The organism is Roseixanthobacter finlandensis (assembly GCF_043195105.2).
Classification (GTDB): domain Bacteria; phylum Pseudomonadota; class Alphaproteobacteria; order Rhizobiales; family Xanthobacteraceae; genus NCEH01.
In genome coordinates, this window is sequence record NZ_CM195536.1 from 4482913 (window position 1) to 4496976 (window position 14064).

General features: G+C 65.8%; 12 protein-coding genes. 5 read left to right on the forward strand and 7 right to left on the reverse strand.

Annotated elements, in window-relative coordinates:
* Window positions 1-4 precede the first annotated feature (4 nt).
* From V5G24_RS20935 to V5G24_RS20945, 3 genes are read right to left on the reverse strand one after another with little or no spacing between them, the layout of a single operon-like run.
* A complete protein-coding gene (locus tag V5G24_RS20935) occupies window positions 5-946 on the reverse strand; it encodes an ABC transporter permease (protein WP_394083641.1) in 942 nt (313 codons plus the stop codon).
* The gene (locus V5G24_RS20940; protein ID WP_394083639.1) at window positions 919-1986 is read right to left on the reverse strand and encodes an ABC transporter substrate-binding protein; all 1068 of its coding nucleotides are present in this window, start codon (window positions 1984-1986) and stop codon (window positions 919-921) included. The genes V5G24_RS20935 and V5G24_RS20940 overlap by 28 nt, the downstream gene beginning before the upstream one ends.
* A 44-nt stretch (window positions 1987-2030) precedes the next feature.
* Window positions 2031-2735 (reverse strand): isochorismatase family protein, encoded by a 705-nt coding sequence (locus tag V5G24_RS20945; protein WP_394083637.1) that lies wholly within the window; start codon window positions 2733-2735, stop codon window positions 2031-2033.
* A gap of 124 nt (window positions 2736-2859) precedes the next feature.
* Here V5G24_RS20945 and V5G24_RS20950 point away from each other — a divergent pair, with 124 nt between their 5' ends.
* Both V5G24_RS20950 and V5G24_RS20955 read left to right on the forward strand, forming a co-directional pair.
* Window positions 2860-3753, forward strand: coding sequence for a LysR family transcriptional regulator (locus tag V5G24_RS20950; RefSeq protein ID WP_394083636.1), 894 nt, complete (start codon window positions 2860-2862; stop codon window positions 3751-3753).
* Window positions 3754-3874: 121 nt separating this feature from the next.
* A complete protein-coding gene (locus V5G24_RS20955) occupies window positions 3875-4387 on the forward strand; it encodes a prolyl-tRNA synthetase associated domain-containing protein (RefSeq protein ID WP_394083634.1) in 513 nt (170 codons plus the stop codon).
* A 3-nt stretch (window positions 4388-4390) separates the two neighbouring features.
* On the opposite strand, the gene V5G24_RS20960 is transcribed toward V5G24_RS20955, so the two are convergent.
* The gene (locus V5G24_RS20960; protein ID WP_394083632.1) at window positions 4391-5473 is read right to left on the reverse strand and encodes a GlxA family transcriptional regulator; all 1083 of its coding nucleotides are present in this window, start codon (window positions 5471-5473) and stop codon (window positions 4391-4393) included.
* Window positions 5474-5679: 206 nt separating this feature from the next.
* Between V5G24_RS20960 and V5G24_RS20965 the strand changes: the two genes are divergently transcribed.
* Window positions 5680-7029: an L-serine ammonia-lyase gene (locus tag V5G24_RS20965; protein WP_394083630.1), complete on the forward strand. Its 1350-nt coding sequence runs from the start codon at window positions 5680-5682 to the stop codon at window positions 7027-7029.
* Window positions 7030-7130: 101 nt separating this feature from the next.
* Window positions 7131-8411 (forward strand): serine hydroxymethyltransferase, encoded by a 1281-nt coding sequence (gene glyA, locus V5G24_RS20970; protein WP_394083628.1) that lies wholly within the window; start codon window positions 7131-7133, stop codon window positions 8409-8411.
* A gap of 58 nt (window positions 8412-8469) precedes the next feature.
* Here the strand turns inward: glyA and choV are convergent, their stop codons facing one another.
* From choV to V5G24_RS20985, 3 genes are all read right to left on the reverse strand, one after another.
* A complete protein-coding gene (choV, locus tag V5G24_RS20975; RefSeq protein WP_394083626.1) occupies window positions 8470-9702 on the reverse strand; it encodes a choline ABC transporter ATP-binding protein in 1233 nt (410 codons plus the stop codon).
* Window positions 9703-9705: 3 nt separating this feature from the next.
* Window positions 9706-10566, reverse strand: coding sequence for a choline ABC transporter permease subunit (gene choW, locus V5G24_RS20980; protein WP_394083624.1), 861 nt, complete (start codon window positions 10564-10566; stop codon window positions 9706-9708).
* 100 nt (window positions 10567-10666) lie between these two features.
* Complete coding sequence (locus V5G24_RS20985; protein ID WP_394083622.1) at window positions 10667-11632, reverse strand: choline ABC transporter substrate-binding protein; 966 nt, start codon at window positions 11630-11632, stop codon at window positions 10667-10669.
* Window positions 11633-11950: 318 nt separating this feature from the next.
* On the opposite strand from V5G24_RS20985, the gene betB reads away from it, so the two are divergent.
* Window positions 11951-14053: a betaine-aldehyde dehydrogenase gene (betB, locus tag V5G24_RS20990; RefSeq protein ID WP_394083620.1), complete on the forward strand. Its 2103-nt coding sequence runs from the start codon at window positions 11951-11953 to the stop codon at window positions 14051-14053.
* Window positions 14054-14064: the final 11 nt, after the last annotated feature.

A 14064-nucleotide genomic window follows, 5' to 3' on the forward strand; every position in this document is an offset into this window, starting at 1 on the left:
CCGCTCACTCGCTCCAGCGGCGATAATGCCGCTGCACCAGCATGTTGGCGGCGGTGGTCAGCACCAGCGTCACGGCCATGAGCACGAATGCCAGCGCCGCGCCGAACGGCCAGTTCATGGCTTTGGCCACCTGCTGGTAGACGGTCGGCGCCATCATGTGAAAGCTCGGCCCGCCGATCAGCACCGGCGTCGCATAAGCGTTCATGGAGAGGATGAAGCACAGCATGGTGCCCGCCAGCAGCCCCGGCAAGGCGAGCGGCAGCACCACCCGCTTGAGGATCGTCAGATGCCCGGCGCCGAGACTCGCGGCGGCGGATTCCAGATTCTCGTCGATGCCTTCCAGCACGCTCTGCAAAGTCACGATCATGAACGGCAGCATCACCGAGACCAGGCCGATGATGACCGCCAGCGGCGTATACATCAGCTTCACCGGTGCAAGGCCGAGCGTGCCGATGGCGGCATTGAACATCCCCTTGTCGCCGAGGATCACCATCCACGCCGCCGTGCGCACCGCATTGCCCATGAGCAAGGGCAGGATGATGAGCAGCAAGAGCCGCCCCTTCCACTTCGCGCTGGCCTGCCGCACCAGGAAATAGGCGACGGGAAAGCCGGCCAGCAGGCACAGGATCGTGGAGACGGCGGAGACCCACAGCGTGGTGAAGAGCACGTCCTGATAGAAGCTGTCGGCGAAGAATTTCTGGTAGTTCGCCAGCGTCAGCGCCTCCACCATCATCTGCCCCGGCACGAAGCGGTTCAGGCTGTAGCGGAACATGAGGGCGAGCGGGCCGAGCAGCGCCAGCACGACGAACAGCGTCGCAGGCGCCGCCAGCCCGAAGGCAGGCGAGCGGCGCCTGACGTCCCGCGCAGGGGACGCGGGAAGGGGCATGGTCGCGGTGGAGGAAGTCATCGCGGCCTCGTTCAGCTCGCGATATTCTTGTTCCACCATTCCAGCCATTCCGCCGTATTCTTCGCCACGTGCTGATAATCGGGGAATTTCAATGCGGCAGCTTCCGCCGCGGTGAAATCCACCTTCGCCTTCAGCTCGGGCGAAAGCTCCGCCTTGCCGTTGGCGGGCGCATAGAAGCTGGCGCCGGCAAGACCCGCCATGGCTTTGCGATCCAGCATGGCGTTGAAATAGATGGCGGAAAGGTCCGGGCTCGGCGCGCGCGTGGGCAAGGAGGCGCCAAACATGACGGCGATCGCGCCTTCGGACGGATATTGGATCGCGAGCGGGGCGCCATCATTGGCCCATTGCAGGCCGCGTGCCTTGTAGTTCACCGCGATGTCGACTTCGCCATTCACGAGACCGGCGCCGAGTTGCTGGTGGGCGGCATAGATGCGCGGCTGGGTCAGCGCCTTCAACTCGATCAGCCGCTTCTTGCCGTCCTCCGTATTGGTGACGTTGCCACCTTTGATCAGGCCCGCCATCATGATGTAGTTGAAATAAAGCTGGTTGGTGAGGCCGAGCTTTCCGGCCCATTTCTTGTCCCACAGCTCTTCGTAGGATTTCGGCGGGTTCGGCACCTTGTCCTTATTGTAGATGATCGACACGCCACTATAGAGCCACGGCACGAAGAACGGCTTGGACTTCAACGCCGGGACCACGTCGGCATAATTCGGCACCTTGGTGAAATCGATGTTCGAGATCACCTCCTGGCCGAACAATTCGACGCTGTCGCCCTCATTGATGTGGATGACGTCGATGCTGCCGCGCTTCAGGCGCTTCTCGGCGATCAGTTTCGCCTTGCGCTCCGGCTCCATGCCGAGATCGCGGACGATCTTGATGCCCTGGCTTTCCACCAGCGGCGCCTCGACGAACTTGATGGTGCGCTCGTTCCAGTCGCCGCCCCAATTGGAGACCACCAGCGTCCCCTCCGCCGCGCGCGAGATGCGCGGGGCGGCAAGGGCGACTGCGCCGGCACCGAGCCCGGCGAGGACGGCGCGGCGCGAGGGCGAGCTGAGCAAGGTTTCGAAAGTTTTCGTCATGTCCGCCTCTGGATTTTTATTGGGGAGCGGGGTGCGAATACGGGTCAAGCCGCGGCGCGGGTGCCGACGTCGTCGAGATAGGCGATGCAGCGCGAGAGCGGCTCCACATCGGCGAACTTGGCGTCGATATCGAACAGGTTCCACGCCACCGCGCCGGGCACGCGGTCGCCGATGCATTCCTTCACCGCGATGGTGCGGAAGCCTTCGGCGAGGCCGTCGCACAGCGTGGTGCGCACGCAGGCCGAGGCGGTGACGCCGGTGACCAGGATGGTGTCCACATTGTTCGCCCGCAGGAAGCCCGCGAGATAGGTGCCGTGAAAGGCGGAGGCGCGCTTCTTGATCAGCACCTGTTCGCCCGCCACCGGCTCGATGCGGCTGTCGATGGCCCACAATTCGGGCTTGGCCTGGTCCACCACCTCGATGGGAATCTTCTTGTGCCACAAGCCCATGTCGGTGGCGTCGCTGTGGGTGTCGGTGACCTGGTAGCAGGTGGTGACATGCACCACCGGATGGCCGTTGCGCCGGCAGGCCGCGAGCAGGGCCTGGACGCCGGGGATGATCTCCTCGTCGATCTTCTCGCAGGTGAAGGGATTGCCTGGGCGGGTCCAGGCATTGGCGAGATCCACATTGATCAGCGCCGGGCGGCGCCCGAAGCCGACGCGGCGCTGGAAGCCGCGGCCCTGATAGAGGGAGGTCGCCTGAGTGAAGGCAGCCGCGAGGGCTGCCTCGAGATCGCTCTCGATGGCCATGCCGAAATTCCCTGTGCTGGTGCGCCCCTCTGCGGCGGCGGCTGAAGACAGGTTGCGCACGGGGATTGGAAATGAGAAATTCTTATTTTGCCCCGTTTAATACCGCATATGGTATGAATTCCCCATGCGTTTCGATCTCCGCCACCTGCGCTGCTTCCTGCTTCTGGCGGAGGAACTGCATTTCAGCCGCGCCGCGAAGCGGGCTCACATGACCCAGCCGGGCATGAGCCGCCTCATCGGCGAACTGGAGCAGGACGTGGGCGTCCCGCTGCTGCGGCGCACCACCCGCACGGTGGAATTGACCGAGGCCGGCAAGGCCTTCCTCGCCGAGGTGCGGCTTTCGCTGGAGCGGCTGGAGCGCGCGGTTTCGGTGGCCCGCCGCACCGCGAGCGGGGAAACCGGCGTGCTGCGCATCGGCTACATGGATTTCGCCATCAACGGCCGGTTGCCGGAATTCCTGCGCGCCTTCAGCCGGTTCCGGCCCGAGATCCGGCTCGAGCTCTCCTTCTACGCCACCATGAAGCAGCAGGAAGCCCTGCTCGCCGATCGCATCGACATCGGCTTCATGATCGGCCCGTTCGATCAGCCGCGCATGGCGAGCTACACCTTCGACGACAATCGCTATGTGGCGCTCCTGCCGATCACCCATCCGCTCTCCAACGTGCGCGCGCTGCGCCTGTCGGATCTGGCGCGCGAACCGTTCGTGCTCGGCTCGGGCGACAATTGGGGGGCCTATCGCGCCAGCCTGTTCTCGCTCTGCCACCGCGCCGGCTTCAGTCCGAACATCGTGCAGGAAGCCTCGTCCTCGGAAGGCATTTTCGGCCTCGTGGCGGCGGGCGCCGGGGTCAGCGTCTATGCCAGCTGCGTGCGCAACGTGCAGCGCCGCGGCATCGTCATCCGCGATCTCGACGACATACCGGAGAAGCTCTACACCTGCGCGGTCTGGGCCACCCCGGTGCAATCGCCCAGCATCGCCGTGTTTACAGAATTTCTCTCCACCATTTGGGGCGGCAACTGAACGACATCTTGTCCCGCGCAGGGGAGCACTGTGCCGGACAGCCTTGTCATCTTCCTTAAAATGGACGATGAACCCGGCCCTGACGGCCGAACGGGCCGGCCCCGCAGCAGGCGAGCACCCCATGCCCTTGACCCCTGACGACGTGCTGGACTTCCTCGCGCGCAACCGGATCGACGCGGTTACCTTCAGCCATCCGCCGGTGCACACGGTGGCGGAATCCCAGGCCCTGCGCGGCGATATTCCCGGCGCCCACACCAAGAACCTGTTCCTGCGCGACGGCAAGAAGAGCTATTTCCTGGTCTCCATTGAGGAGAACACGCCGGTCGACCTGAAGGGCTTGCGCGGCAAGATCGGCGCGCGCGGTGGGCTCTCCTTCGGCTCGGCGGAAGCGCTCTACGAACATCTCGGCGTGTTGCCCGGCGCGGTCTCGCTGCTGGCGGCGCTGAACGACACGCAGGGGCAGGTGACGGTGGCGCTCGACGCGGCGCTGCTCGCGGCGCCGTTCGTCAATTGCCATCCCCTCACCAATGAGAAGACCACGTCCCTGACCCCCGAGCGGCTGCTCGCGTTTCTGGCGCTGACCGGGCATGAGCCGCTGCGTATTTCCATGGGTGCGGAAACCGCCGAGGGCTAAATTTCACTCAAACACCCGGCGGTCGGCATTCTCACCCGTGCCGTGTGCAGGGGGGACCCCCGCCTTCGCTGCCTTGCGGAACGCCGCCGGCGTGGCGCCGAACCGCGCCTTGAACGCACGGCCGAAATGCGAGCCGTCGGCAAAGCCCAGCTCCGCCGCGATCTGGCCGGCGGAGAAGGGCGTGTTGGCCAGCATCCAGCGGCCGTGCTTGAGGCGGAGCGCCAGATAGCTTTCCTGCGGCGTCTCGCCCAGGCGCTCGGCGAACAGCCGTTCCAACTGGCGCACGCTCACATGCAGCGCCGCGGCCAGCGCCGAGACCGGCAGCGGCTCGGCAAGATTCTGCTCCATCAGCAGCAGCGCCCGCGAGACCCGCGCATCATCGCTCGCCCCTTCCGAAAGGCGCGGCGCCGGCTGGGCGCTTTCCGCCGAACGCGGACGGTCGATCAGCAGGATGTTCAGCGCCTTCTGCGCCGTCGCTGGGCCGAGGTGATCGGCCACCAGCTTCGCGGCGAGATCCGCCACCCCCGCCCCGCCGGAGCAGGTGATGCGGTCGCGGTCGATCACGAACAGCCGGTCCGCCACCGGCACAAGCGCCGGAAATTCCTCCAGGAAATCGCGGTAATGATACCAGCTCACGCAGCATTTGCGCTGGCTCATCAGGCCGAGCCGGCACAGCACGAACGAGCCGGTGCACACGCCGATCAGCGTCACCCCGGCCTTGGCGGCCGCCTGGAGATAGGTGGCGATCGCCGCCGGCAAGGGCGGCATGCCGTGCAGCAGGCCGCCGACCACGACGATATAATCGAAGCCCGCCGGATCCAGCAGGTCGGCCGTGGGCTGGATCTCGATCCCGCAGGACGAGCGCGCCGGCCGGCGGTTCGGGCTCATAAGGTGCCAGGAACAATCAATGGGCCGCGAGCGGTCGCCCTTGTCGCCGGCGAGGCGCAGCACGTCCACGAAGCTGGAAAAGGCCGTGAGGGTGAAATTGTGCATCAGCACGAACCCCACCCGCAGCTTCGCCGCCGGCGCCGCGGGACGACGGGCGGCGGGGGAAACGCCCGGCCGCGCGCGGGGCGCACTCGCCATCGACATCACCGGGCCCGCCCGGTTTCAGCACGCGCACAGGCCCCGCAGGTGGCACGGCGAAGGGGATGCGCGGGTTGGTCGCTTGCATGTCGCATTTGTTCCAGATGCTAGTCGTACCGGGCCGAGATGCAAGACGCGCGTTCGGGCAAGGTCGATCCTGCCGGCACGAGACCGGCCGAAACGCCACCGGGGAGGGCGGACAAGCAATGATCAGCGTATTCGACCTCTTCAAGATCGGCATCGGCCCGTCCTCGTCCCATACGGTCGGCCCCATGGTCGCGGCCCGGCGGTTTCGCGACACGCTGCCGGCGGATGCACGCCGCGTAAGCGCGGAAGTGTTCGGCTCGCTGGCCTGGACCGGCAAGGGCCATGCCTCCGACCAAGCCATCTGCCTCGGCCTCATGGGCGCCGTGCCCGCCGCCCTGGACCCGGACGACGTGCCGGCCCTGGTGGCGCGCCTCGCCATCGAGAAGGCGATCTCGACCAATGCCGGCCGGCGCGTGGCGTTCGATCCCGACGCCGACCTGATCTTCGATTTTGAAACGCTCTTGCCCTTACATTCCAACGCCATGCGCTTCCGCGCCTTCGATGCGGATGGCGCGGTGGTGAGTGAAAAGGTGTTTTATTCCATCGGCGGTGGCTTCGTCGTTGAGGAAGGCGAGAACCTCGCGGCGGACGAGCACGCCGTCCCCTACCCGTTCGACAGCGCGGCGGATCTGCTGACCGCCTGCGCCCGCAGCGGCCTTGCCATGGCCGAAGTGCAGATGGCGAACGAATGCGCGTCCCGCTCCCGCGCCGAGGTGGAAGCGGGGCTCGATGCCATCGCCGAAGCCATGTTCGCCTGCATCGACCGAGGCCTGAGCGTCGACGGCAGCTTGCCCGGGCGGCTGCGGGTGAAGCGCCGCGCCAAGGCGATCCGCGAGAAGCTGGAGGCCGACCATTTGCGCAACCAGCGTCCGCCGCACGAAATCATGGACTGGGTCTCGGTGTTCGCCATCGCGGTGAATGAGGAGAATGCCGCCGGCGGCCGCGTGGTGACGGCGCCGACAAATGGCGCGGCCGGCATCGTGCCGGCGGTGCTGCGCTATGCCCGCGATTTCTGCCCCGGCGTGACGCGCGAGCATCTGCGCGCCTTCCTGCTGACGGCGGCGGCGGTGGGCGCGCTGATCAAGCGCAACGCCTCCATCTCCGGCGCCGAAGTGGGCTGCCAGGGCGAAGTGGGCTCCGCCGCCTCCATGGCCGCGGCCGGGCTCGCCTGCGTGCTGGGCGCCACCCCGGAGCAGATCGAGAATGCCGCCGAGATCGCCATGGAACACCATCTCGGCATGACCTGCGACCCCATCGGCGGGCTGGTGCAGATCCCCTGCATCGAGCGCAACGCCTTCGGCGCCAACAAGGCCATCGCCGCCGCCTCGCTGGCGCTGCGGGGCGACGGCATTCACCACGTCTCGCTCGACCAGGTGATCGAAACCATGCGCCAGACCGGCGCCGACATGCAGTCCAAATACAAGGAGACCTCCCAGGGAGGCCTCGCGGTGAACGTACCCGAATGCTGAGGCGCCGCCCCGCCTGAGGGGCTTCGTCTGCGCTCAAGAACGGCCCGGCTCAGCCGCGCGCCGAACGATGTCCTATTGCCCGACGTCCAGAGGAAAACCAGATGAACATCCAGGTGAAAACCGCCGCCGCCCCGTTCGCCGACACCGCCGTGTTCGCCGCCATCGGCGCCGAACTCACCCGCCAGCAGGACCAGATCGAGCTGATCGCGTCCGAGAACATCGTCTCGCCGGCCGTGCTCGCGGCCCAGGGCTCGGTGCTGACCAACAAATACGCCGAGGGACTGCCCGGCAAGCGCTATTACGGCGGCTGCGAGCATGTGGACGTGGTGGAGGAAATCGCCATCGACCGGGCCAAGGCGCTGTTCGGCTGCGGGTTCGCGAACGTCCAGCCCCATTCGGGCGCCCAGGCCAATGCGGCCGTGATGATGGCCCTGCTGCAACCCGGCGACACCATCCTCGGCATGTCGCTCGCGGCCGGCGGCCACCTCACCCACGGCGCGCCGCCCACCCTCTCCGGCAAATGGTTCAAGGCCATCGGCTATGGCGTGAAGCCGGACACGGCGCTGATCGATTATGACGAGGTGGAGCGCCTGGCCCTGGAGCACAAGCCCAAGCTGATCATCGCCGGCGGCTCCTCCTATCCCCGCATCATCGATTTCGCGCGCTTCCGGGCCATTGCGGACATGGTGGGCGCGCATCTGCTGGTGGATGCGGCCCATTATGCCGGGCTGATTGTGGCGGGCGCCTATCCCTCGCCCTTCCCGCATGCCCATGTCGTCACCACCACCACCCATAAGACCCTGCGCGGCCCGCGCGGCGGCATGATCCTCACCAATGACGAGGCGCTGGCGAAGAAGCTGAATTCGGCGGTCTTCCCCGGCCTCCAGGGCGGCCCGCTGATGCATGTGATCGCTGCCAAGGCGGTCGCGTTCGGCGAGGCGCTGGAAGAGGATTTCCGCACCTATGCGCTGCAAGTGGTCTCCAATGCGCGGGCGCTGGCGGCGCGGCTTTCCGAGCGGGGCGCCGCCATCGTCTCGGGCGGCACCGACAGCCATATGGTGCTGGTGGATTTGCGGCCGTTCAACGTCACCGGCAAGGCGGCGGAAGCGGCGCTGGAGCGGGCCGGGCTGACCTGCAATAAGAACGGCATTCCGTTCGATCCGCAGAAGCCGGCCGTCACCTCCGGCATCCGCCTCGGCACCCCGGCGGGCACCACGCGCGGCTTCGGCATCGTGGAGTTCGAACAGGTGGGCGACCTGATCGCCGACGTGCTCCAGGGCCTCGCGCAGAGCGGGGACGAGGGCAACAGCCTCACCGAAAGCCGCGTGCGGGGGGAAGTCGCCGCCTTGTGCGCGCGCTTTCCGATCTATCCTGGGCTGTGAATAGAAAAGGGCGCCCGGAGCAATTCGGGCGCTCTTTCCTTCCCCTCCTGAAGCAAATTCAGGTCCCGCGCCGCAACAGGCCGCGATAAATCTCGTCATCGTCGCACAGGCCGGCGAGGCGGCCGAGCTGGTCCACCAGCAGAATCGGATGGTCGGTCTGGCATTTGAGCGCGATCGCCGCCTTCAGCTTCAGATCCACCGGCGCGACGATCACATCCGCATAAGGCGCGACCGCCCCGCTCTCCGGGTCCGCCGCCACAAGCCGGCCCTCGCGCCCATTCAAGGTGACGGAGACCGGCCGCCCTTCCCCGTCCATGGTCACGCGCACCTGCCCTTCCTTGCCGAGCAGGATCACCCCATCGTCGCGTTTGAGCGCGCTCGCCGGGGTCATCACCGCATTGCCGCGCAGAACATTCAGCGGGTTCATGTGCTTGACGAATTCGGCCACGTAATCGTTCGCCGGCCGCAGCAGAATGTCTTCCGCCGTGCCGGCCTGGACGATCCGCCCGCCTTCCATGATGGCGATGGTATTGCCGATCTTCAGCGCTTCATCAAGATCATGACTGACGAACACGATGGTCTTCTGGATGCGCTTTTGCAGATCCAGCAATTCGTCCTGCAATTTGTCGCGGATCAGCGGATCGAGCGCGGAAAAGGGCTCGTCCATGAGCAGGATATCGGCATCGGTGGCGAAGGCGCGGGCGAGACCCACGCGCTGCTGCATGCCGCCGGAGAGTTCATTGGCATATTTGTCCGCCCACATGGACAGCCCCACCATGGCGAGCTTCTCGTCCACTAGGCGATTGCGCTCGGCGAGCGGCGTGCCGCGCAATTCCAGGCCGAAGCCCACATTCTCGCGCACCGTGCGCCAGGGCAGAAGGCCGAACTGCTGAAACACCATGGAAACCGTGTGCATGCGGATCTCCCGCAGCATGTGCGCATCGCAGCGCGCGACATCCACGAGCGTGCCCTCGTGGCGCACGAACACTTCGCCGCGCGCCACCTTATTGAGGCGATTGACGGCGCGCAGGATGGTGCTCTTGCCCGAGCCCGAAAGGCCCATGAGCACGCAGATTTCCCCGCGCCCGATCTTGAGATTGACCCCGGCGGCGCCCAGCACACATCCCGTCGCCTCCAGGATGGTGTCGCGCGTCGCCCCCGCGTCGATCATGGCGAGCGCGCGCTGGCGCTGGCGGCCGAACACGATGTCCACATTGCGGAATTCCACCGAGACCGAGGCGGGCGCCACCTCGGGTTCCGGCGCGGAGAGGCTCACGGGAAGCGCGGTCATGGCTCAAGCCTTCCTGGAACGGCGCGCACGCTGCTCGGGGCGTTTGCACACCCGGTCGAGCACGATTGCGAGGATGACGATGGCCATGCCGGATTCAAACCCCATGGCGACATTCACGGTGTTGAGCGCCCGCACCACCGGCTTGCCGAGCCCGTCCGAGCCCACGAGGGCGGCGATCACCACCATGGAGAGGCTGAGCATGATGCATTGGGTGATACCGGCCATGATGGTGGGCAGGGCATAGGGCAATTCCACCTTGAACAGCAATTGCCGCTTGGTGGCGCCAAAGGCTTCCCCCGCCTCCACCAGCGCCGACGGCACGGAGGAAATGCCGAGATGGGTGAGGCGGATCGGCGCCGGCAGGGCGAAGATGACCGTGGAGATGAGCCCCGGCACCACGCCGAGGCCGAACAAGACCAGGGTCGGGATGAGATAGACGAAGGTGGGGATCGTCTGCATCAGGTCCAGGATCGGCCGGATGGCGGTGTAGAGCCAGGGCCGGTGCGCCGCCGCGATCCCCACCGGCACGCCGATGACGACGCACACGAAGGTGGCGCACAGCACCAGCGACAAGGTCTCGATGGTGGCGTCCCAATAGCCAAGATTCGCCACCAGCAGCAGCGCCGCCAGGATGAACACGGAAAGCCCAATGGAGCGATGCACCAGGTACGCGCCGACCGCGCAGAGCGCGATCAGCAGCAGCGGCGGCACGAACAGCAGCAGGTCGGTCAGCCCGCCGATCATCGCGCCGAGCACCAGCGAGATGAGATCGAACACCGCCTGGGCATGGGTGCTCAGGAAATCGACCACCGCCTTGAGCCACTGGCCGAGCGGGATCTTATGTTCGGTGAGCCAGTCGTACATGGGCCAATCCCCGCCTGCGCTGCGATGATGACGATGGTCGATTTCCACGGGCGCCCCGGCCCGCGGAGGACAGCCGCGGCCCGCAGGCCACGGCCCGTTCTCAGATCTTCAAGGAGGCCTTCACGGCTTCCAGGCCCGGCTTGCCGTCGAGGGTGGTGACACCCTTCAGCCAGGGCTCCCACACCTTGGGATTGGCCTTCAGCCACTTCTCGGCGGCCTTGTCGGCTTCCATGCTGTCGAACAGAATATAGCCCATCACGACGTTTTCCAGCGGCAGCGAGAACTTGAGATTCTTGATCAAGGTGCCGGCGTTCGGGCATTCGGCGAGCCAGCCGGCGCGCACATTGGTATAGATGGTGGCGCCGCCCAGATCCGGGCCGAACACGTCGTCGCCGCCTTCCAGATACTTGATGGAGAATTTTGTGTTCATCGGATGGGGTTCCCAGCCGAGGAAGACGATGGGCTCCTTGCGCTTGGTGGCGCGCTCCACCTGCGAGAGCATGCCCTGTTCGCTGGATTCGACGATCTCGAACTTTCCGAGGCCGAATTTGTCGTCCTTGATCATGCCGATGATCAGGCGGTTGCCGTCGTTGCCCGGCTCGATGCCGTAGATCTTGCCCTTCAGCTTGTCCTTGAACTTGGCGATGTCGGCGAAGGTCTTCAGGCCCGCATCATAGAGATAGGTGGGCACGGCAAGGGTGTATTTGGCGCCTTCCAGATTGGCGTTCAGAACCTCGACCGATTTGTCGTCCACATAGGGCTTGCGATCGGCTTCCATGGTCGGCATCCAATTGCCGAGGAAGACGTCGATGTCCTTGTTCTTCATGGAAGTATAGGTCACCGGAACGGCGAGTACCTGCACCTTCGGGGCATAGCCAAGACCCTTCAGGATGGTGGAGGTGATGGCGGTGGTCGCGGCGATGTCGGTCCAGCCCACATCGGCGAAGCGCACCGTTTTACAGGAGGGCGCATCGGCCGCCTGCGCAGGCGCGCCGCCGAAGGCAAACAGCGCCGCGCCCAGGGCGAGCGCTGCGGTCAATGTCTTGAACACGCGAAAGCCAGTCATGTCTTTTCCCCTGCGAAAAGGCCCGGGGCCGGCCATGCGCGCGGCCCCTCACTCCGAAAGAAGGTGGCGGCCGCTTTGCCGGGCCGTCTTGTTCCGAGGGTCCCTTTGGAAGGACTCCATTGAATGGCCATTCAACACATGAAACCGCGACTTGTCACGCCCATTATTTGCGCGTTCAACGCACCAAAGATAGGCAATACATGGTGCGGTGCAAGATAACTGATGAAACCGAGGATTGAGGGCGCTGCCTCACATTTGCGCTGGGCATATGATTGATTGAACGTATAATCAACGTACCAGTCACAGGTGGAGGCAAGCATGGCAGAGGCAGCGCACGCCCGGTTCGAAGCAGAGGATGCGCGGCGCCAGCAATTGATCGACGCCACCATCGCCTGCCTCGCGGATATCGGCTTCGTTGCCACCACTTTGGTGCAGATCGCCCGGCGCGCGAACGTCTCCCCTGGCCTTGTGGCGCATTATTTCGGCGACAAGAACGGCCTTCTGGAAGCCACCTTGCGCCATCTCGCGCGGCGCCTCGCCAGCGGCACCGCGAGCCGCCTCGCCGCCGCCCGCACCCCGCGCGAGCGGGTTCAGGCGGTCATTGAAGCCAACCTCGCCCCGGCGGAATTCGACCGCCGCACCTCCTCGGTCTGGCTCGCCTTCTGGGGCCAGGTGATCCACGAGAAGCGCTTCGCGCGGGTGCAGAACGTCTATCAGCGCCGCATGATCTCCGACCTCGTGCACGCCTTGAAAAAGCTGGTGCCGGCCAGCGATGCGCAGCGCATCGCGGTGTCCATCGCGGCCGTGATCGACGGCCTGTGGCTGCGCGCCACCCTCTCCAGCGACGGCGAGCCGGACAGCGCCGCCGCCCGCGCCATCGCCACCGCGTTTGCCGATTCCCAACTCGCCGCAGCGCTCGCCTTGAGCGCCGTTCCCCCCGAGACCAAAGCCATGACCGGCGCGCCTGCACCGATCCGCAACCAGATCGGCGGCGGCCCCGTGGGCACGCGCGACAAAACCACCTTCACCACCGAAAATCCCGCCACCGGCGAGATCCTCGCCGAGATCGAGATCGCCGGCGCCGCCGAGATCGAGCGCGCGGTCGCCGCCGCGACGGCGGGGCAGAAGACGTGGGGCGCCATGACCGGCACCGAGCGCGGCCGCATCCTGCGCCGCGTCGCCGACATCCTGCGCGCCCGCAACGGCGAACTCGCCCATCTGGAGACCCTGGACACCGGCAAGCCGATCCAGGAAACCAGCGTCGTCGATATTCTTTCCGGCGCCGATTGCCTGGAATATTTCGCGGGCGTCGCCCCGACCATTACTGGAGACCATCTCGACCTCGGCCCCGAAGCCTTTGGCTATACACGCCGTGAGCCCCTCGGCGTGGTGGCGGGGATCGGGGCCTGGAATTATCCGCTCCAGATCGCCTGCTGGAAGGCCGCGCCCGCGCTCGCCTGTGGCAACGCCATGATTTTCAAGCCCGCGGAGCTGACCCCGCTCACCGCTGTGAAGCTGGCGGAAATCATGGCCGAGGCCGGCGTCCCCGACGGCGTGTTCAACGTGGTGCAGGGCTTCGCCGACACCGGGCGCCTGCTGACCCGCCACCCCGGCATCGCCAAGGTCTCTCTCACCGGGGAAGCCGGCACCGGCAAGAAAGTGATGGCGGACGCCGCCGGCACGCTCAAGCAAGTGACGCTGGAACTCGGCGGGAAATCCCCGCTGATCATCTTCGAGGATGCCAATATCGAGGATGCGGTTTCCGCCGCCATGCTGGGGAATTTCTATTCGGGCGGAGAAATCTGCTCCAACGGCACACGCGTCTTCGTGCACACCTCCATTCGCAAGGCGTTTCTGGAACAGCTGGCGGCGCGCACGCAGAAGATGATCGTGGGCGATCCGCAAGATCCCAAGACCCATGTGGGTGCGCTCATCTCCCGCGCCCATATGGAAAAGGTGCTCGGCCATATCGAGGCGGCGAAAGCCGCTGGCGCCAAGCTGATCGCGGGCGGCCATCGCATCGAGACGGGCGCGTTGAAGAAGGGTTATTTCGTCGCCCCCACTATCTTCGATGGCTGCACCGACGACATGCCGAACGTGCGCGAGGAAATCTTCGGCCCGGTCGTGTCGGTGCTGGAATTCTCCAGCGAGGACGAGGTGATAGATCGCGCCAACGACACCGTCTTCGGCCTCGCCGCTGGTGTCTTCACCCGCGACCTCGCCCGCGCCCACCGGGTGATCGCGCAGATCGAGGCCGGCACCTGCTGGATCAACCAATATAACATCACGCCCGTGGAAATGCCGTTCGGCGGATACAAGCAATCCGGCATCGGCCGAGAGAACAGCCGGGCGGCGATCGAGCATTACACCCAGGTCAAGAGCGTCTACGTCAATCTCGGACGCGTGGCCTCGCCCTATTGATGGAGCACATC